Annotated in this window: 17 protein-coding genes; 8 read left to right on the plus strand and 9 right to left on the minus strand. The window is 64.1% G+C overall.

Annotation, left to right across the window (positions count from 1 at the left end; translation table 11 throughout):
• Positions 1–19 precede the first annotated feature (19 nt).
• Positions 20–901 (minus strand): iron uptake transporter permease EfeU, encoded by an 882-nt coding sequence (efeU, locus tag VIQ49_RS12515; RefSeq protein ID WP_331884975.1) that lies wholly within the window; start codon positions 899–901, stop codon positions 20–22.
• 405 nt (positions 902–1,306) lie between these two features.
• Between efeU and VIQ49_RS12520 the strand changes: the two genes are divergently transcribed.
• From VIQ49_RS12520 to VIQ49_RS12540, 5 genes are all read left to right on the plus strand, one after another.
• The gene (locus tag VIQ49_RS12520) at positions 1,307–1,990 is read left to right on the plus strand and encodes a lytic transglycosylase domain-containing protein (protein ID WP_331885018.1); all 684 of its coding nucleotides are present in this window, start codon (positions 1,307–1,309) and stop codon (positions 1,988–1,990) included.
• Between the two features lie 136 nt (positions 1,991–2,126).
• Positions 2,127–3,413, plus strand: coding sequence for a phosphopyruvate hydratase (gene eno / locus VIQ49_RS12525; RefSeq protein WP_331884977.1), 1,287 nt, complete (start codon positions 2,127–2,129; stop codon positions 3,411–3,413).
• 202 nt (positions 3,414–3,615) lie between these two features.
• Positions 3,616–4,029, plus strand: a complete 414-nt coding sequence (locus VIQ49_RS12530) for a septum formation initiator family protein (RefSeq protein WP_331884979.1) — start codon at positions 3,616–3,618, stop codon at positions 4,027–4,029.
• Positions 4,026–4,565, plus strand: a complete 540-nt coding sequence (locus VIQ49_RS12535) for a DUF501 domain-containing protein (RefSeq protein WP_331884981.1) — start codon at positions 4,026–4,028, stop codon at positions 4,563–4,565. The genes VIQ49_RS12530 and VIQ49_RS12535 overlap by 4 nt, the downstream gene beginning before the upstream one ends.
• Positions 4,562–5,509, plus strand: a complete 948-nt coding sequence (locus VIQ49_RS12540; RefSeq protein ID WP_331884983.1) for a Ppx/GppA phosphatase family protein — start codon at positions 4,562–4,564, stop codon at positions 5,507–5,509. The genes VIQ49_RS12535 and VIQ49_RS12540 overlap by 4 nt, the downstream gene beginning before the upstream one ends.
• A gap of 17 nt (positions 5,510–5,526) precedes the next feature.
• On the opposite strand, the gene VIQ49_RS12545 is transcribed toward VIQ49_RS12540, so the two are convergent.
• The 5 genes from VIQ49_RS12545 to VIQ49_RS12565 form a co-directional block, all read right to left on the minus strand.
• The gene (locus VIQ49_RS12545) at positions 5,527–6,033 is read right to left on the minus strand and encodes a DUF4395 domain-containing protein (RefSeq protein WP_331884985.1); all 507 of its coding nucleotides are present in this window, start codon (positions 6,031–6,033) and stop codon (positions 5,527–5,529) included.
• 121 nt (positions 6,034–6,154) lie between these two features.
• Positions 6,155–7,615 (minus strand): MFS transporter, encoded by a 1,461-nt coding sequence (locus VIQ49_RS12550; RefSeq protein ID WP_331884987.1) that lies wholly within the window; start codon positions 7,613–7,615, stop codon positions 6,155–6,157.
• Positions 7,615–7,830, minus strand: coding sequence for a hypothetical protein (locus VIQ49_RS12555; RefSeq protein ID WP_331884989.1), 216 nt, complete (start codon positions 7,828–7,830; stop codon positions 7,615–7,617). The genes VIQ49_RS12550 and VIQ49_RS12555 overlap by 1 nt, the downstream gene beginning before the upstream one ends.
• A gap of 54 nt (positions 7,831–7,884) precedes the next feature.
• Positions 7,885–8,997, minus strand: coding sequence for an acyl-CoA desaturase (locus VIQ49_RS12560; RefSeq protein ID WP_331884991.1), 1,113 nt, complete (start codon positions 8,995–8,997; stop codon positions 7,885–7,887).
• Between the two features lie 49 nt (positions 8,998–9,046).
• Positions 9,047–10,129 (minus strand): ferredoxin reductase, encoded by a 1,083-nt coding sequence (locus VIQ49_RS12565; protein WP_331884993.1) that lies wholly within the window; start codon positions 10,127–10,129, stop codon positions 9,047–9,049.
• Between the two features lie 148 nt (positions 10,130–10,277).
• Between VIQ49_RS12565 and VIQ49_RS12570 the strand changes: the two genes are divergently transcribed.
• Positions 10,278–10,994 (plus strand): TetR family transcriptional regulator, encoded by a 717-nt coding sequence (locus tag VIQ49_RS12570; RefSeq protein ID WP_331884995.1) that lies wholly within the window; start codon positions 10,278–10,280, stop codon positions 10,992–10,994.
• A 132-nt stretch (positions 10,995–11,126) separates the two neighbouring features.
• Positions 11,127–11,864: an SIMPL domain-containing protein gene (locus tag VIQ49_RS12575; RefSeq protein ID WP_414731627.1), complete on the plus strand. Its 738-nt coding sequence runs from the start codon at positions 11,127–11,129 to the stop codon at positions 11,862–11,864.
• Positions 11,865–11,867: 3 nt separating this feature from the next.
• On the opposite strand, the gene VIQ49_RS12580 is transcribed toward VIQ49_RS12575, so the two are convergent.
• Positions 11,868–13,274: a carotenoid oxygenase family protein gene (locus tag VIQ49_RS12580; RefSeq protein WP_331884997.1), complete on the minus strand. Its 1,407-nt coding sequence runs from the start codon at positions 13,272–13,274 to the stop codon at positions 11,868–11,870.
• Between the two features lie 127 nt (positions 13,275–13,401).
• On the opposite strand from VIQ49_RS12580, the gene VIQ49_RS12585 reads away from it, so the two are divergent.
• On the plus strand, positions 13,402–15,081 hold the full coding sequence (locus VIQ49_RS12585) for an alkaline phosphatase D family protein (protein WP_331884999.1): 1,680 nt from the start codon (positions 13,402–13,404) through the stop codon (positions 15,079–15,081).
• Between the two features lie 151 nt (positions 15,082–15,232).
• On the opposite strand, the gene VIQ49_RS12590 is transcribed toward VIQ49_RS12585, so the two are convergent.
• Entirely contained in the window at positions 15,233–15,436 is a 204-nt protein-coding gene (locus tag VIQ49_RS12590; protein WP_020108824.1) for a cold-shock protein, read from the minus strand.
• Between the two features lie 385 nt (positions 15,437–15,821).
• Positions 15,822–17,297 carry a GMC oxidoreductase gene (locus tag VIQ49_RS12595; RefSeq protein ID WP_331885022.1) on the minus strand — a complete coding sequence of 492 codons (1,476 nt, stop codon included), beginning with the start codon at positions 17,295–17,297 and terminating at the stop codon, positions 15,822–15,824.
• Between the last annotated feature and the right edge of the window lie 31 nt (positions 17,298–17,328).

Raw genomic sequence — 17,328 nt, forward strand, 5'->3', positions numbered from 1 at the left:
TTTCTCGAAAGGTGATGATTCAAACGGGTGCGGGAGTTGTCCTCGCCGCGGCGGGTGCGGGTGTGCGCGGCCACAGGAAGTACGTCATCACGATGAGGAGATAGGCCGACCAGCCGATCACCTGCAGCACGGTGGGGTCGGGACGGAAGTTGAAGATGCCGGCCAGAATCGTTCCGTACCAGGACGACTGGTCGTAGTGCGCGGTGATGTCGAAGGCGGTGTTCGACAGACCGGGCAACCAGCCGACGGTTTGCAGCGCCCGGATCGCGTAGGCCAGCATCCCGGCGGCGACCACGATCAGGAACATTCCGGTGTATTTGAAGAACTTCTGGAAGTTGATCCGGACGGTGCCCTGGTACAGCAACACGGTGACCGCCACGGCTCCGACGACGCCGAGGATCAGTCCGACCAGGGGCCAGTTGCTGCCCGAGGTGTTCTCGGCGTATCCCACCATCAGCAGCGCGGTCTCGACACCTTCGCGGCCGACCGCGAGGAACGACAACAGCACCACCGCACCGGCACCGACCTCGAGGGCTCGAGCCATCGACTCCTTGAGTTCGCCGGAGATCGAGGCGGCCGCGGTGCGCATCCACAGCACCATGAACGTCACGATGGCCACCGCGGCCAGCGAGCTGACCCCGGCAATGGCTTCGGCGGTCAGTCCGGTCACCGTCGACGTGCCGTAGTGGATCACGGCGAAGATGACGAGCACCATCGCGATCGCTGCACCGACCCCGAGCCAGACCCACTTGAGGGCGTCGCGCCGGTCCGACTTCACCAGGAAAGCGACCAGGATCATGACGACGATCCCGGCCTCGAGTCCTTCGCGGAGTCCGATCAGTCCACTCCCGAACAGTTGTGTCGCCACCGAGGGTGCCGAACTGCCGTCAGCGACGTTCACCTGAGCTCCTTCGATATACCTGGATCCGGAAGGCCTGACGGTAAGGATCGGGTTACCTAAATGCCTGTCCAGAGGCCGACTGTACAACGGAATCCCGGGAACTCAGAAGGGCTCTTGGAGAGTTGGGACATGTTGGGGACTTGGTTCACGAACCGGCCGCGACCTGCGCATTCGGTCATATCGGACAAATGCGAACGATCTTCGGTGTGTCGTGCGGCGTTTCGATTCGGGGAAGTCGGCGAGGTTCGGGCACAGTGGAGCAGTGGCCGCATACTTGGCGCCATTGTCGAAGATGACGAAGTGAGGATTACGGTGGTGTCTGGGCGCGGGCGAGAGTCGCGGAGTGGCCGGCGATCGATCGCCCGACGGGCGGCGCTCGCGGGTATCGCCGCCGGCGTCTTGGTCATGACGGCCGGATGCCTCGATCTGCCCTCCAAACCGGACGTTGTCATCCCGGAGGGGATTCCGCCCAATCCCGGTGCGCCGGTCCCATATTTCGACATCAACGCACCCGGCCGAACCGCCGAGCTCGTTCGCGAATGGGCGACCCCGATCTCCGAACAGACCAGCATCCCGCTCGTCGCGGTCGAGGCCTACGGCAACGCCGCGGAGATCCAGCGTCAGCAGCACCCCGAATGCGGTATCGCCTGGACAACTCTCGCCGGCATCGCCGGTGTCGAGAGCAAGCACGGGCAGTACCGCGGGGCGCAGGTGGCCGCCAACGGCGACGTCTCACCGGAGATCCGCGGGGTACCCCTGGACGGGACCGCGGGGAACGCCAAGATCCACGACACCGACGGCGGTCTGCTCGACGGCGACGATCAGCTCGACCGGGCGATGGGACCGTTCCAGTTCATCCCGGCGACATGGGAACGTTTCGGGGTCGACGCGAACGGAGACGGCGTGGTCGATGTCGACAACATCGACGACGCAGCGCTGTCGGCCGCGCGTTATCTCTGCGTCTCCGGTGGCGACCTGACCACGCCGGAAGGGTGGGAGAAGGCGGTCAAGGTCTACAACAACTCGATGCAATACGTCCTCGACGTCCGGGACCACGCAAACGCCTATTCGGTGAACGTCGCCTACTGAGCAGATCGATATCTCGCCGGCATCGGTGCGTCAATCGATGTCTGGCCCGGTTGGGCACTACTCTCTAAAGCGATACGCGCCACCTCCTCGGTGCGGGCGTGAACGTGCAGTGATCAACAGCTGAAGGAGATGAGCCGTGGCCAGCATCGATCAGGTCGGAGCCCGCGAAATTCTGGACTCGCGGGGCAACCCGACAGTCGAGGTCGAAGTTGTACTGGACGACGGGACATTCACCCGCGCGGCCGTGCCCTCGGGCGCGTCGACCGGAGAGCACGAGGCAGTGGAACTCCGGGACGGTGGCGATCGTTACGGCGGCAAAGGTGTCCTGAAGGCCGTGGAGGCCGTTCTCGGTGAGATCGCCCCCGCCGTGATCGGTATCGAGGCCGACGACCAGCGACTGGTCGACCAGGCGCTGCTCGATCTCGACGGAACCCCCGACAAGTCCCGTCTGGGTGCCAACGCACTCCTGGGTGTCTCCCTGGCCGTGGCCAAGGGCGCTGCGGAATCGGCCGGACTCCCGTTGTTCCGCTACGTGGGCGGACCGAACGCACACATCCTGCCGGTCCCGATGATGAACATCGTCAACGGTGGTGCCCACGCCGACACCGGCGTCGATGTCCAGGAGTTCATGGTCGCTCCCATCGGTGCGCCCACGTTCAAGGAGTCCCTGCGCTGGGGCGCCGAGGTGTACCACTCACTGCGGTCCGTCCTCAAGTCCAAGGGTCTGTCGACCGGTCTCGGTGACGAGGGTGGCTTCGCGCCGGACATCGCCGGAACCCGCGCAGCGCTGGAGCTGATCAGCGAGGCCATCGGCAACACCGGCCTGAAGCTGGGAACCGATGTCGCGCTCGCACTCGACGTCGCGGCCACGGAGTTCCACACCGAGGGCAAGGGTTACGCATTCGAGGGCAGCACCCGCACGGCCGCGGAGATGGCCGAGTTCTACGCACAGCTGCTCACCGAGTTCCCGCTGGTGTCAATCGAGGACCCACTGTCTGAAGATGACTGGGACGGCTGGATCGCGCTCACCGAGGCCATCGGCGACAAGATCCAGCTGGTCGGCGACGATCTGTTCGTCACCAACCCCGAGCGTCTCGAGGACGGCATCAATCGTGGCGCCGCCAACGCCCTTCTGGTGAAGGTCAACCAGATCGGCACCCTCACCGAGACTCTCGACGCGGTGGCTCTGGCACACAACAGTGGCTACAAGACGATGATGAGCCACCGTTCGGGTGAGACCGAAGACACCACCATCGCCGACCTGGCTGTGGCGTGTGGTTGTGGCCAGATCAAGACCGGCGCGCCGGCTCGCAGCGAGCGTGTGGCCAAGTACAACCAGCTGCTCCGCATCGAAGAGGGCTTGGGAGATGCCGCCCGGTACGCCGGTGATCTTGCCTTCCCGCGCTTTTCGTTCGAGGGCTGAGCGGACCCTTCCGAGAAGTTGACGAAACGCGCAAGCCATGGCTGAAAGACGAAGTCGCCGAACGGGATCTCCAGAGGGACCCCGTCGTGGACGTGGACCGGCCGACGGCGGAGCGGGCCCGACCCGGTCGGGGACACGCAGTCGCGGTGTCCTCGGCCCCACCCGGGCTCGTGAGAGCACGCGTACCTCTGCATCGCCGACGATGACGTTGCCGCGTACCGCGGCAGCGTTGTCGTCGCGGTGGGAGGCGATCAACCCTAAGCGTGCTGTGGTGCTCGCGGCCGTTCTCAGCCTGCTGGCGCTGTCACTGGCCGTTCCCATGCGGACGTACCTGTCGCAGCAGACCGAGTTCGACCAGGTGCGGGCGAGCAACGCGCAACTCGAACAAGAGGTTCGGGATTACGAAGAGAAGGTCGCAGAACAGAGCGACCCGGCGTACATCGAAGCGCAGGCGCGCGAACGGCTGCAGTTTGTGATGCCAGGGGAGAATGCCCTGCTGATGCAGTACCCGGTACCGCCGGGCAAGACGGACGAAGAGCGTGAGGCGGAGAAGCAGGCCGCGAACCCCTGGTACACAAACCTGTGGGATTCGGTATCGGTGCCCGAGAAAAAATGAGCAATACAGAAGCCAATCAGTCAGTCTCCCAAGGTGACCTGGACGTCATCGCCAAGCAGCTCGGACGGTTGCCGCGCGGAGTCCTCGAGGTCAGCTACCGCACCCCCGACGGACGGCCGGCGGTGGTCAAGACCGCGCCCCGGTTGCCGGACGGCACACCGTTTCCCACGCTCTTCTACTTGACCGATCCACGGCTGACCGCGGAGGCGAGTCGCCAGGAATCGGCCGGTGTGATGCGGGAGATGACCGCCCGTCTCGCGGCCGATCCGGACCTGGCGGCGCAGTACCGCCGCGCACACGAGTCGTACCTGGCCGAACGCGACGCCATCGAATCGCTGGGCACCGACTTCACCGGCGGCGGCATGCCGGACCGGGTGAAGTGCCTGCACGTGCTGATCGCGCACTCGCTCGCGAAGGGGCCCGGCGTCAATCCCTTTGGCGACGAGGCGGTGTCGCTGGCGGCCGCGGCCGGCCTGCGCGGCAGTGCCATCCCGGCGGATTGGCCGGAACTGGCTCCGCGCGAAGAGGATTCATGACCGACATTGTCGCGGCGGTTGATTGCGGCACCAACTCGATCCGACTGCTGGTCGCCCGTGCCGGCGATGGCGGGCTGATCGATCTGCACCGCGAGATGCGTGTTGTCCGGCTCGGGCAGGGTGTGGATGCGACGGGCTCGTTTGCCGAGGAGGCCATCGAACGGACCCGCGTCGCGCTGGCCGACTATGTGACGATCATGCAGTCCCACGGCGTCGGTGCGGTTCGGATGGTCGCCACATCGGCGACCCGCGATGCCGCCAATCGCGACGAGTTCTTCGCGATGACCCGCGAGCTGCTCGGCGCCCTCGTCCCGGGTGCGATGGCCGAAGTCATCTCCGGTGACGAGGAGGCACGGTTGTCGTTTGCCGGTGCTGTCGGTGATCTCGACCCCGCAGAGGGTCCCTTTGTGGTTGTCGACCTCGGCGGTGGATCCACCGAGGTGGTGATGGGCGATGCCGACGGCGTGCATGCCGCGTATTCGGCCAATGTCGGCTGTGTCCGGTTGACCGAACGATGCCTGCACAGCGATCCGCCTACCGATGCGGAGATCGACGATGCCACCGACATGATCAAAGATCTTCTCGGCGAGGCATTTTCACACGTCGACATCAACGGCGCGAAGACATTTGTGGGTGTTGCCGGAACGATGACCACGTTGGCCGCACTGGCCGCAGAGATGCCGGAATACGACTCCGAGTTGATCCATCTGTCGCGGATCAGCTTCGAGGACTTGTCGAAGGTGTGCTCGGATCTGGTCCGGATGCCGCGCGTGCAGCGTGCGGCTCTCGGCCCGATGCATCCCGGACGCGTCGACGTCATCGGCGGTGGATCGCTCGTCACCCTCGAACTCGCCCACATGATCGGCGCACGGACCGGTATCACCGATCTGGTTGTCTCCGAACACGACATCCTCGACGGAATCGCGCTCTCCCTGCTCGATTGACCTCGACCGGGTTCGCGTCAGGATTGCTGGCCGACCGGCGGGCGCAGCGGGATGTTATTGCACGCCTCGCACACACTCTCCGGGATCACACCGGCGCGCTGCAAGAATCCGAAGATGGTGCAGCCCAGGCAAAATCCGAATACAGCTTCCAGCAGCGCCGCGACCACGAGCAGTCCGGTCACGATCTGCGCGGCGAGTCCGAAGCCGAGGAGCGAGAGGACCAACGCGGAACCGCTGAACACCAGCCCGATCGTCTGGGCGAAGCGTTTCGGCGGCCCGGGGACCAGCTTTGTCTTCTTGATGAGGTGCGGGACGATGACGCGCACCGACAGTTGCCCGAACGGTGAGAGCGTGGGACCCGACGCCACCCGCAGGGCGAAACCGATCGCCAGCAGCGAGTAGACAACGGGATTGTTGATCACGATCGCCACGATGGCGAGCACCACCACCAGGCCCGCGGTCGACCGTGCGGCGTAGTCGTTGACCGGGTTCGGAAAAGTCAGCACGATCCCTAGGCTACCCATCGGTCAGCGGCACCCCAACACTTGGACCCACCGCGCCCCAAACCCGATGATGTGCCGTTTTGGCGAACAAAAGGCCAGGTCGGCGCCGCCAAAAGACCACATCATCGGGTTTGGGAGGGGATCAGGCGGGGGTGGGTTCTTCGAGTTCGGCGAGGCGTTCTTGTTCTTCGGCGTGCTTCTTGACGGCACCGAGTCCGGGGAGCAAGAAGCTGGCCGCGGCACAGAGTGCGTAACCACAGATCGGGACCCAGGCTGCGACCGTCAGCGCGTGCAGAAGTTCTGGCTGGGTGTAGGTTCCGGCCTCCCCGAAGAAGAGGACGCCGGTGACGGCCACCCCCACGGCTCCGCCGACCTGGGCAAACGTGTTCAACGTGCCCGATGCCGCGCCGGAATCGGACACGTCGACCGTGGACAAAGCGATATCGAGAAGGGGGACCAGCATGATGGTCAGGCCAAGGCCGGCCAGGGCCATCGGCACCACCGTGTCCCAGCTCGAGAAGTCTGCGTCGGCGGACCGGATCACCAAGATCGTCCACGCGGTGCCCGAACTCATCATGATGCCGCCGATCAACGGCAGCGTCCGTCCGAGTTTGGTGGTCAGAGCCGCGCCGATGCCGGCGGCGATCACCGCACCGATACTGAACGGCAACGTCATCGCGCCGGCCGTGATCGCCTCGAAACCGAGTCCGACCTGTACGTAGAGCGCCAGGATCAGGAAGAAGGACGTGATGGAGCCCTGGAACAGAAATTGGATGGCGGAACCACCAACAAATCCACGGTTGCCGAACAGTCGCAACGGGATGAGCGCGCTGCCTTCGGCCGTTCGCTGGCGTTGCTGGAAAACAAAGGCCGTCAACACCACCGGAGACAGTGCCATCAACACAAACGACCAGGCGGGCCAGCCCAGCTGACGTCCCTCGACCAATGGATAGACGAGCAACAGGACACCGCCTACGGCAAGCACAACACCCACGAGATCAAGATCGGTGACCGACTCGGACTTGGTGTCGGGGATCAGGAGCCATCCGGCCACTGCGATGATCACACCGATCGGCACATTGATGAAGAAGATCGCGCGCCACTCACCACCCAGCGGATTCTCGGTGACAAGCCAGCCACCCAGGACCGGACCGATGACGGCCGCCATGGCGGTGATGGTCCCGAGGATCGCAAACACTGGTGCGCGCTCTTTGGGACGGTAGAGCACCTGGACGTTGGCGAGTACCTGCGGCACCATCAGCCCGGCGAAGAACCCCTGGAGTACCCGCGACGCCACCAGGATGTCAGCGGTCTGCGCGGTGGAGGCCAGGACCGACGCCAGGGTGAAACCGATGATGCCGACAAGGAAAACCTTCTGGCGCCCGTAGCGGTCGCCGAGGCGTCCGGCCGTGATGAGGACTGCCGCGAACGCGAGCACATAGCCCCCGACCAGCCATTCGATCTGCGCCGGTGACGCGTCGAGGTCGTCACGGATCGAAGGGATCGCAACATTGACGATCGTGACGTCCATGAGATCCATGAACATTGCGAAGGCCAGGATCGCCATCGCAAGATTGCGCCGAGCGTATACCGGCGCGTTCACTATGTGACCGGACGGTCTGTGGGGTCGACCTCGTCGAGGCGAGCCCGCTTGGCGGCCTCGCGCATCTCGAAACCGTCTGTGACCAGGTCTCCGATCTCCCGGGTCACGTCGATGACGGCTCCGGTGATGATCGACGCGATCCGGCCGACCCGATGGGCGGTCTGCTCGATCAGCTCCTGGGCCATGTCTTTGTTGCGTTCGAATTGCGAGACCATGAGGGCCTTCCGTGGCGATGTCGGGATTGTCCCGATTCATCGGATTATGCGGTGTCAGGCGGCAACTTTCGCTTCGACTTTAACACTGAACTGCGCGTCGTCAGAGACCCAGGAGTTGGGGAGTGAGAGCCGGGCGATCTTCCGCCAGGTCGACCCGATCTGGTGGCTGAAACTGCCCGTGTTGTAAGGCAATCCGTAACGTTCGCACAGCTCACGAACCTCCCCGGAGATCTGCGGGTAGCGATTGGCCGGGATGTCCGGGAACAGGTGATGTTCGATCTGGTGGGAGAGGTTGCCGCTCATGATGTGGAACAGCGGGGTGCCGGTGATGTTCGCCGAACCCAGCATCTGTCGCAGGTACCACTGGCCACGGGTCTCGTCCTTGGTCTCCTCCTGAGTGAAAGTCTGTACACCAGAAGGGAAATGGCCGCAGAAGATGATCGAGAACGTCCACAGGTTGCGGGCGATGTTGGCGCCGGCATTGCCCACCAGGGTGCTGACGAAGAACGGTCCGGTGAGCGCGGGGAAGATCACGTAATCCTTGAGCACCTGTCGGCTGGCCTTGCGCCACATGCCCTTCACCAGTCCTTTGACGTCGGTCCACTTGCGTTTGCCGCTCAGGAGGTTCTCGGTCTCGAGGTCGTGCAGCATCACGCCCCATTCGAACAACATCATCAGGGCACTGGCCCAGGCGAGGTTGCCGAGGTAGTAGGGGTTCCACTTCTGGTCGCGGTCCATGCGCAGGATGCCGTAGCCGATGTCGCGGTCCTGGCCGAGGATGTTGGTGAAGGTGTGGTGCATGTAGTTGTGGCTGTGTCGCCACTGATCTGCGGGGCACACTGTGTCCCATTCGAATTCCCGTGAGTTCAGGTCGGGTTCGCGCATCCAGTCGTATTGGCCGTGCATGACGTTGTGCCCGATTTCCATGTTGTCGAGGATCTTCGAGACACTCAGTGCCCCAACGCCTGCGAGCCAAGCCGGTGGGACGAACGGGAAGTACATCAGCGCGCGGCCGGCGACTTCGAGGGCCCGCTGCGTCTTGATGATGGAGTAGATGTATTCGCGATCGGCATCGCCGAGATCGGCAACGACCCGGGCGCGCAGTGCATCGAGTTCGCGGCCGAGTTCTTCGACCTGGTCGTGGGTGAGTACGAGTTCTTTGGTCATGGTGACTCCTGAGGGTGTCGAGGGAGAAGGCAAGGCCGGCGTCGCGGCGTCAGATGTCGATGACGCAGTCGCCGACCGGCTTGCTGATGCAGAGCTGGATGTGTTGGTCGGATTCGGCGTCGGTGTCGCCGGTGAGGATGTTCTTGGTCAGACCGGATCGTTTGACCGCGGTGCACGAGAAGCAGATGCCCATCCGGCAGCCGAACTCCGGCTGAAGGCCCACACTCTCGGCCTGCTCGAGAATGGAACCGCCGCTGTTGGGGGTGTCCTTCCCGCTGGCCGCGAAGCTGAGCTGTCCGTGTGCCGGTGCGTCGTCGTCGGCAGCCGGTGGGATCAGCACGAACTGCTCGGTGTGCAGGTTGTCGAGCGCGCCGATCTCGGTCAGGTGCTCGCGCACGCTGCTGTGGAGGGCGGATGGGCCACACAGGAAGATCGGGATGGCCGGCGTCAACGGGCTGGGGAGGTGATCGGGACGGAAGTGTTCCGACAACGAGGCGTCGCCGGCCGGGCGCGTGAAGCGGGTGTCGATGTTCCATTCGGGGTGGTCGGCGGCGATCGCCTCGAGCTCACGCGCGTACGGATGATCGGTGGTGTCGCGGGCGTAGTGGATGAAATCGACGTGGCCGCGGTAATTTTCCGCTACAAGTGTTCGCAGCATTGAGAGCACAGGTGTGATGCCGCTTCCGCCACTGATGAACGTCATCTGCGAGGGTCGCGTGGCTGGCATCGTGAACGTTCCGGCTGCGGGGGACAGTCCGACGACCTGTCCCGGACGCGCATGGTTGCGCAGGTGCCGGGACACGAAGCCGTCGTCGTGTGCGGTCACTGTCAGTTCGATGTGATCGCGATGGGTGGCACTGCCCGCGGGCGAGTAGCACCGGGTGTGTCGAACGCCGTCGATCACGACGCTGAGCTGGATGAACTGCCCGGCGTCGAATCCGGTCCACTGTCGGGTCGGCCGCAGCAGCAGTGTCACCGACCGATCGGAGCGATGTTGGACGGCGATCACCTGCGCGCGCAGTTCGGACCAGGTGATGCGAGGGTCGACCAACTCGAGGTAGCGATCGACGGGGTGAGGGGTCAGGGCGGCTTCGAGTACGGAGCCGAGGAGCTTGGAAATAGTTCTCGACATGCTCGCGTCCTTTCATTCAGTGCACGACTGTTCACCAATAGTGTGGCACCACCGCACCCCCTGCAGTCAAGAGGTGTTTGTGTAACGCCCAGCACGTTCCGGGCAGGTGTCGCCGAAGTTGCTGGTGTACGGACGTACACTCAACTGCGTGTCACGGAGTTCCAAACATCACAGCCCGAGCGTCCATGCCGGAGCCCGGCGAGGTGCTGCGTCATCCGAGCGTGTTGCCGAGGTGACCCGGACCCGCGCGGAGCAGAAGAGCCGGACACGGCAGGCGTTGCTCGACGAGACGCTCGAACTGGTGGGTGAACGCAGCTTCGCGTCGATCAGCCTGCGAGAGGTGACCAAGCGGGCCGGCATCGTCCCGACCGCCTTCTACCGGCACTTCGCCTCGATGGAAGAGGTCGGCGTCACACTCGTCGAAGACGCGATGCGGACCCTGCGGCGCATGTTGCGTGACGGTCGCCGCGACCTCGCCGCCCGCGCCGCCGTTCCCACCGCGAAGGAATCGCTGGCCGTGGTGGTCCGTCAGGCCCGCGCCAACGAATCGCAGTTCCGGTTCCTGGTTCGCGAGCAGTACGGCGGGATCACCGAGGTCCGCCGCGCCATCGACACCGAGCTGAAGCTGCTGTCCCGTGAGCTGGCCATCGACCTCTCCCGTATACCCGAACTGGCTGACTGGCCGGCCGACGACCTCGAGATCGCCGGCGACCTGATCGTCACGGTGATGCTCCACGCCGTTGCCGAGCTCGTCGAACTGGATCCACGGAACACCCGCGAAGAAGAAGAGCTGATCCGCCGGACGGAGAAACAGATCGTGATCACGTTCCTGGGAATGGGAGTGTGGCGTCCGTCCGAAGGATGAGATCAGGGTCATTCGTCGACCCGGGCACGATGGACACCTGCCAAACGCCGTCGATTTCGACGTCGCCGCGACAATCCTCGGTACAGTCGCCACGTGAATATCAGAAAACCTCGACCAGTTGCCCGCGGGCGCGTGCTGAACCTTCGCCGACACCGCCGCCAGGCCGTCCTCGCCGTTGCCGGTTCGGCCGTGTTGATGCTCGGGCTCGCGGCGTGCGGTGACGACAAGCCGTCGGATCCGGTGAATCAACGGTCGGTGACGGTGGTCGGCAGCGGAGAGGTCAAGGGCGCCCCCGACACACTGCGCGTGGACATCGGTGTGGAGGCAACCGGAGACGACGTCTCGAGCGCGATCAACGCGGCCAACTCCCAGATCACAGCCGTGACCGATGCGGTGGTCAATGCCGGTGTGCCGCGGGAAGATGTTCAGACCCAACAGGTCACGGTCTCACCCGACTTCACCAATCCGGCTCCGGGTGGTTCGAGCCAGATCTCGGGTTACCGGGCCACCAATTCGATCCGGGTGAACATCCACGAACTGGCGAAGGGCTCTGACGTGCTCAAGGTTGCGGTGGAGGCCGGCGGGGATGCCGTGCGGATCAGCAACGTGTCGTTTGTGATCGAGGATGATTCCCAGCTTGTCTCGAACGCCAGGGAAGAGGCCTTCAACGACGCCCGTGGCCGTGCCGAGCAATACGCGAATCTCTCGGGTGACGACCTCGGCGCGGTGCTCACCATCGACGAGACAACATCAGGACAGGCGGTGCAGGCGTCCGAGCAACAGCGATCAATGCTCGACAGCTCGGTTCCACTCGAACCCGGCCAACAGACAGTCAGTTTCTCGGTCACGGTGAAGTTCCAGTTGAAGTAGCGCCTAAATCGGCGATCCGGGCACCCAGGCGCCGTGTAGTCCGGCCGGCACCCTGATCGGGAGTTCCACCGAGCACAACGGACCGGAGGCCGGATCGTCGGTGGGGAAGACGTAGAACGCCGACGTCATGGTGGCCCGGTCGGTGCCGATGGTGCCCCAGTAACCGTGCGCGTCACCTGACATGAAAATCGGCTCACCCACGCACACTGTCCCTGAGTCCCAATGGGTTTGGCGACCGGCGGCCAGGTCGTGGACAAACAGAGTGTCGGTGCCGGGCAGCCCGCCGGGGAGTTGTCCGGAGCAGGCGATGGCGTTGTGCGGCCGCGTCAGCGCCCGGTCGTCGATGCGGGGGAACTCGACCATCGAGTCGCTGAGCGTGGTGTGGCTGATCCGGCCGGTGGCCGGATCGAGCACGGTCCGGGTGATGTTGGCGACCGCCGGTGCGGCCGTGAAACCGAGGTGCGTCGGCTCGTTCCAGCGAACGTAATCGACTGCCACCTCGCCGTTTTCGGTGTCGAATGCGTTCGCGAAGTGCCATACCCAGAACGGGTCGGCGTCCACCCACTTCACGGGCGAACCGTCGCGGGGGACCAGGGCGATCCTGGTTCCCCGCTCGGGAAGCCATTCCAGGGGCGACGCGCCGGTGGTGAACGAGGCGATGATGTCGAACTTGAGCGGGCACACAAAGATCACCACGTAGCGCGAAGTCAGGGCCATGTCGTGGATCATCATCGGCATGTCGACACCGCTGATCGCGGTGGGCGGGCGCGTGCACCGACCGTCCGGGCCGACCACAGACCACGTCAGGTACGGGGCTTCGAACGCATAGTTGAACAGCAACATCTCGCCCGTTGCGGGATCGATCTTCGGGTGCGCGGTGCTGCCGCCGAGCATTGCGCCATCGCAGGATTCGGCACCGATGGTCGACAGATCGGACGGATCGAGCGCATAGGGCCGCGCGGCTTCGGCCATCGCCAGCAGTCGGCCGCCGTGTCTGACGACGTGGATGTCGGGGAGGTCGCGGCCGGTGTTCTCGGCGCCGTCGAGGTCGTCTTCGTTCGGGAAGTACGGATCGAACAATCCCGACCACAACGCCCGCCCGACCTCCTCCTCCGCGATCACGGCCGGTGTGCGGACGAACCGGTTACGGTACGACACCGTGGAGCCGTCGAAGTCGATCTGATGGATCATGCCGTCACCGTCGATCGGATAGGTGTAGCTGCCGACCGGATCGAACCGGGGATTGGGGCCGTTGCGCAGATAACTGCCGACCAGGTCTGCCGGCAGGTCGCCGACGACTCTGAGCCCGGTGACGTCGACCTCTTGCCGTTGGGGCGCAAACACTCCCGACAGGAATGGGTGCTCGGCCATGTCGACGGGCGCCGGTTGGGTGGGCTGTGAAGGGGTCATGGTCGGCTCCGAAAGTCAGCTGTCCAGGCTTCTCAGCGACGTTACTCTTCCTCGCGCGGACGTGGCAGACCCGGCAGTCGCCAGGGAAATGGTGCAGAACGGGGTGATAGGTGGAACCGTGGGAGGGATGAGCACACAAACCCCCGAGCTCGTTCTCGGGCCGATCCTCCGATACGTCGACACCAGCCGCGCCACCATCTGGGTAGAAACCGATGGCGAATGCACCGTCGAGGTCCGGACGTCCACCGGCCACAGCGGAGTGGAAAGCACATGGGCCGTGCACGACCACCACTTCGCCATCGTGCGGTTGGTCGACCTTCCGTCCGGCACCGCCATCGACTACAGGGTCTCGCTGACGACCTCCGACACCTCGGCCTCGACGGAATCCGCCGAGGCCGGCGGAACGCTGCGGACCGCCGCACGCGACGACGCATTGACCGTGGCCTTCGGTTCGTGCCGTCGGGGCGACACGTATGACACCGACCGACTCGATGCGATCGGTGCCGACGGGCTCGCCGGGTTGGCTGCACGGGTGAAGGAGCAAGACGCCGAGTTGTGGCCGCAACTGCTCCTACTCCTCGGAGATCAGGTGTACGCCGATGACCCCTCGCCGGAGATCAAGGAGAAGCTGCGACAGCGGCGGGAGTCGCAGAACGATCCCGAACTCGGGGAGGAAGTCTTCGAGGAGATCTGCGATTTCGAGGAGTACACGTGGCTCTACCGGGAGTCGTGGGGAGCCGAGCAGGTGAGCGGGCTGATGGCAACCATCCCTAGCTGCATGATCCTCGACGACCACGACCTGCGCGACGACTGGAACTCGTCGCTGGACTGGCGGGAGGACATGGAGCAGAAGTCCTGGTGGCCCAGACGCATAGTCGGTGCATTCTCGTCGTACTGGATCTATCAACATCTGGGCAACTTGTCCCCGGACGAACTGGAGAAGGACGAGCTGTACCGTGATGTCCGATCGGCGAAGACCCCGCAGGATCGGGAAAAGCTGCTGGCCGACTTCTCACTTCGGGCCGACAGCGAACCGAGTTCGGCCCGCTGGAGTTACGTCCGGGATCTGGCCAACACCCGAATCATCATGATCGATTCCCGGTGCTCACGCGATCTGACCCCGGAGCGGCGAACGATGCTCGATGAGTCCGAATGGACGTGGTTGCGTGAGCAGGCCCTGACCACGGAGGCGCGGCACATCGTATTCGGAACGTCACTGCCGTACCTGATGCTGCCTGCGCTTCATCACCTCGAACAATGGAATGAAGCTGTGGCACAAGGTGCTTGGGGTCGCCGCTGGGGCAAGATCGGGGAAAAGTTGCGCCTCACGCTCGATCTCGAGCACTGGGCTGCGTTCGGAAAGTCATTCGAGGACATGGCTGGTCTGGTCGGTGAGGTCGTCAGCCGTCCGCGACCGCCGGCGACAGCGATGTGGTTGTCCGGCGATGTGCATTGTTCCTACGTCGCCGAAGCGGATCTGGGGGAGGGCGTCCCGAAGACCACCAGGTTGTATCAATTGACGATGTCGCCGTTCCGAAACCCACTGGACCTGCCGATCCGCGTGGTCAATCGCCTTGCGATCAGGCGGCCTGTGGTGAAGTTCCTGCATTTCCTCGCGCACCGGGCGGGCCTCGACGACCACGCGATCTCTTGGCAGACAAAAGCCGGGCCGTGGTTCGACAACGGCGTCATGTTGTTGCGGCTGGAAGGTGAGACCGCGTCAGTACAGATCGAACATGCTCGGACAGGCCCGGGTGGTTCTCAGGAACTCTTGCAGACACACGAGATGGCGCTCACCGGCGATTGACATCAGTTAGGTCAATGCCTGTGCGGGCGAACCACTTTGGGTGGTGCGTGCGGCGAGGTCGGTAGTCACGCTACCGACCTCGCAGATGCAAAAAAAGTGGGCGACCGGCGATTTCTCGCTGGTCGACCCACTTCTTTGAAGTCTGGCGATCTTAGATCGCGGTCACTCCGGTGGCCTGGGGGCCCTTGGCGCCCTGGCCGATCTCGAACTCGACTCGCTGGTTCTCCTCGAGGGTGCGGAAGCCGCCGCCCTGAATCTCGGAGTAGTGAACGAAGACGTCATCCGAACCGCCGTCGGGGGCGATGAAGCCGAAGCCTTTTTCGCCGTTGAACCATTTCACAGTTCCCTGTGCCATATTAAAGTACTTCTCTCTTTTTTCCTGCAGAACGCATTAACACGCCCCTGCACATAGTGTTGCACGGATTGGCTGAAACCGATAGCGCAACGGCGAATTTTGATCCGAAACTATTCGTGCGGTGCGCTGACCTGCGGTTATGCGCGAAGTTTCTGGTGGTCGAAGCCTTGGGCGAACGTGCAAGTTCTTTGTTCGGACCTGGCCGTGACGCGAATCGGCCGGTGCATCGGCTCCGACCTATGCGCTCGGCCGGGATACGTCGACCGCCGGAGGGCTGTCACGCGCGCGACTGAACACCCGATGTTCGGGTTGCTGATCATGATGTGTGACAAGGATTTTCGAATGGCCGACCAACTTTGCGTGCCTCGCCGGCCATCCGCTTCGTTCAGATGACGGTGCCGACGTCCTCGCGGACCAGGTAGTCCATCGCGCGTTCGGCGACAGCCGCGATGGTCATCGACGGGTTGCACGCTCCGGAGTTGCCCGGCATCAGTGCGCCGTCGAGGACGTAGAGACCCTTCTGGCCGTGGACCCGGCCCTCGAGGTCGCAGACCGAACCCATGCTCGCGCCGCCGAGTGGATGCCACGTCGACGGGAAGACGAGGTTGGTGTCGGTCAGCACGCTTCCGGGGCCGGCGATCTTTTGTACCGCCGGTCCGATGTGACCGTTCTGGATGGCGGAGTCACCGTCCCTGGGCCAGTGCAGTGTCGCGTTGTCCGTTGCCGCGTCGTAGGCGAAGCGCCCACGGGAGCTGCTGACGCCGAAGCCGACCATCACCGTGGTGCGTGCGTCGATCCCCAGATTGGGAATCGATGCCTGGATGACCGTGAACGCGGATGTCGGGCTGTCCCAGTTACGGCTGCCGTAGACCACCGGGCCGCCCTGCGGGGTGCCGAAACCGGACGCCGGTTTGGTCCACAGGTAGATGCGGTCCGCATTGGAGCCCCAGTTTCCGCCGAGTTCGTCGGGCATGTCGCCGATCGCTCCCTTGCCGGCGGCCCTCATCAGCAGGTTTGTTGTGTTCATGCTGCCTGCCGCCATCACCAGTGCGGTTGTCGTCAGGATTTTCGTCTCGAGCACGGTGCCGTCGGTGTCGGTCCGTTCGACGTGCAGTCTCCACCGGCCATCAGTGGTCTTTTCGATGTCGATGACCTCATGGAGGGTGTGCAGGGTCGCCAGGCCCGTTGCCTCGGCAGCGGCGATGTACGTGACATCAACCGAGTGTTTGCCGCCGTTGTTGACGCCCAGTGCGCCGTCGCCGTTGGTGTACGACGGCTTCATCTTGCCGCGGAGCTCGTCGAGTGCGTAGTTCCAGTCGATCGGCATCGGGATCTTCGACACCGGGAGGCCCGCGCGTCGTGCGCTCTCGGCAAACATCCTGGGAGCTTGGTAGTTGGGGGTGGCGATCAACTCATCAGGCGCCACCTGGAGCTTCAGCATCTGCGCCACACGCGGATAGTGGATCCGATCCATTGTCTTCCAGTCGAGGGCCTCGGGGAAGTTGGCATTGAACACGGATTCGGCGGGCTGCAGTGTCATTCCTTGGTACACAAGGGATCCGCCGCCGACGCCGGCGGCGCACAAGGTGGTCATGTTCTCGCCGATCACCGCCTCGATCAATCCGGTGTACGGCTCGAAGACGGCCGGTTTGCCGAACAGTTGTGGTGCGCCTTTGTGCCAGAGAATGCGTTTGTCGGGCGCCGTCGCAACTGGGAACGTCGTGGAGTTCGGCCCAGTCGGCCACCGCCGGCCGCGCTCGAGAATGGTCACCGGTACGCCCGCTTCGGTCAGACGTAGGGCGGCCACACCGCCGCCGAAGCCCGAACCGATCACGATGACCCGGTGGTCTTCGCGGGTCACGGGTGTGCGGGCGACCGGGGTGCGTGGTAGC

Source organism: Williamsia sp. (assembly GCF_036566845.1).
In the GTDB taxonomy this organism is placed as follows: domain Bacteria; phylum Actinomycetota; class Actinomycetes; order Mycobacteriales; family Mycobacteriaceae; genus Williamsia.

What these genes read in the sequence shown, in the direction of transcription:
- VIQ49_RS12520 (WP_331885018.1), top strand. Translation starts at nt 1,307, where the DNA reads ATGACGGCCGGATGCCTCGATCTGCCCTCCAAACCGGACGTTGTCATC.
- VIQ49_RS12530 (WP_331884979.1), top strand. Translation starts at nt 3,616, where the DNA reads ATGACGTTGCCGCGTACCGCGGCAGCGTTGTCGTCGCGGTGGGAGGCG.
- VIQ49_RS12535 (WP_331884981.1), top strand. Translation starts at nt 4,026, where the DNA reads ATGAGCAATACAGAAGCCAATCAGTCAGTCTCCCAAGGTGACCTGGAC.
- VIQ49_RS12540 (WP_331884983.1), top strand. Translation starts at nt 4,562, where the DNA reads ATGACCGACATTGTCGCGGCGGTTGATTGCGGCACCAACTCGATCCGA.
- VIQ49_RS12545 (WP_331884985.1), bottom strand. Translation starts at nt 6,033, where the DNA reads ATGGGTAGCCTAGGGATCGTGCTGACTTTTCCGAACCCGGTCAACGAC.
- VIQ49_RS12555 (WP_331884989.1), bottom strand. Translation starts at nt 7,830, where the DNA reads ATGGTCTCGCAATTCGAACGCAACAAAGACATGGCCCAGGAGCTGATC.
- VIQ49_RS12560 (WP_331884991.1), bottom strand. Translation starts at nt 8,997, where the DNA reads ATGACCAAAGAACTCGTACTCACCCACGACCAGGTCGAAGAACTCGGC.
- VIQ49_RS12565 (WP_331884993.1), bottom strand. Translation starts at nt 10,129, where the DNA reads ATGTCGAGAACTATTTCCAAGCTCCTCGGCTCCGTACTCGAAGCCGCC.
- VIQ49_RS12580 (WP_331884997.1), bottom strand. Translation starts at nt 13,274, where the DNA reads ATGACCCCTTCACAGCCCACCCAACCGGCGCCCGTCGACATGGCCGAG.
- VIQ49_RS12585 (WP_331884999.1), top strand. Translation starts at nt 13,402, where the DNA reads ATGAGCACACAAACCCCCGAGCTCGTTCTCGGGCCGATCCTCCGATAC.
- VIQ49_RS12590 (WP_020108824.1), bottom strand. Translation starts at nt 15,436, where the DNA reads ATGGCACAGGGAACTGTGAAATGGTTCAACGGCGAAAAAGGCTTCGGC.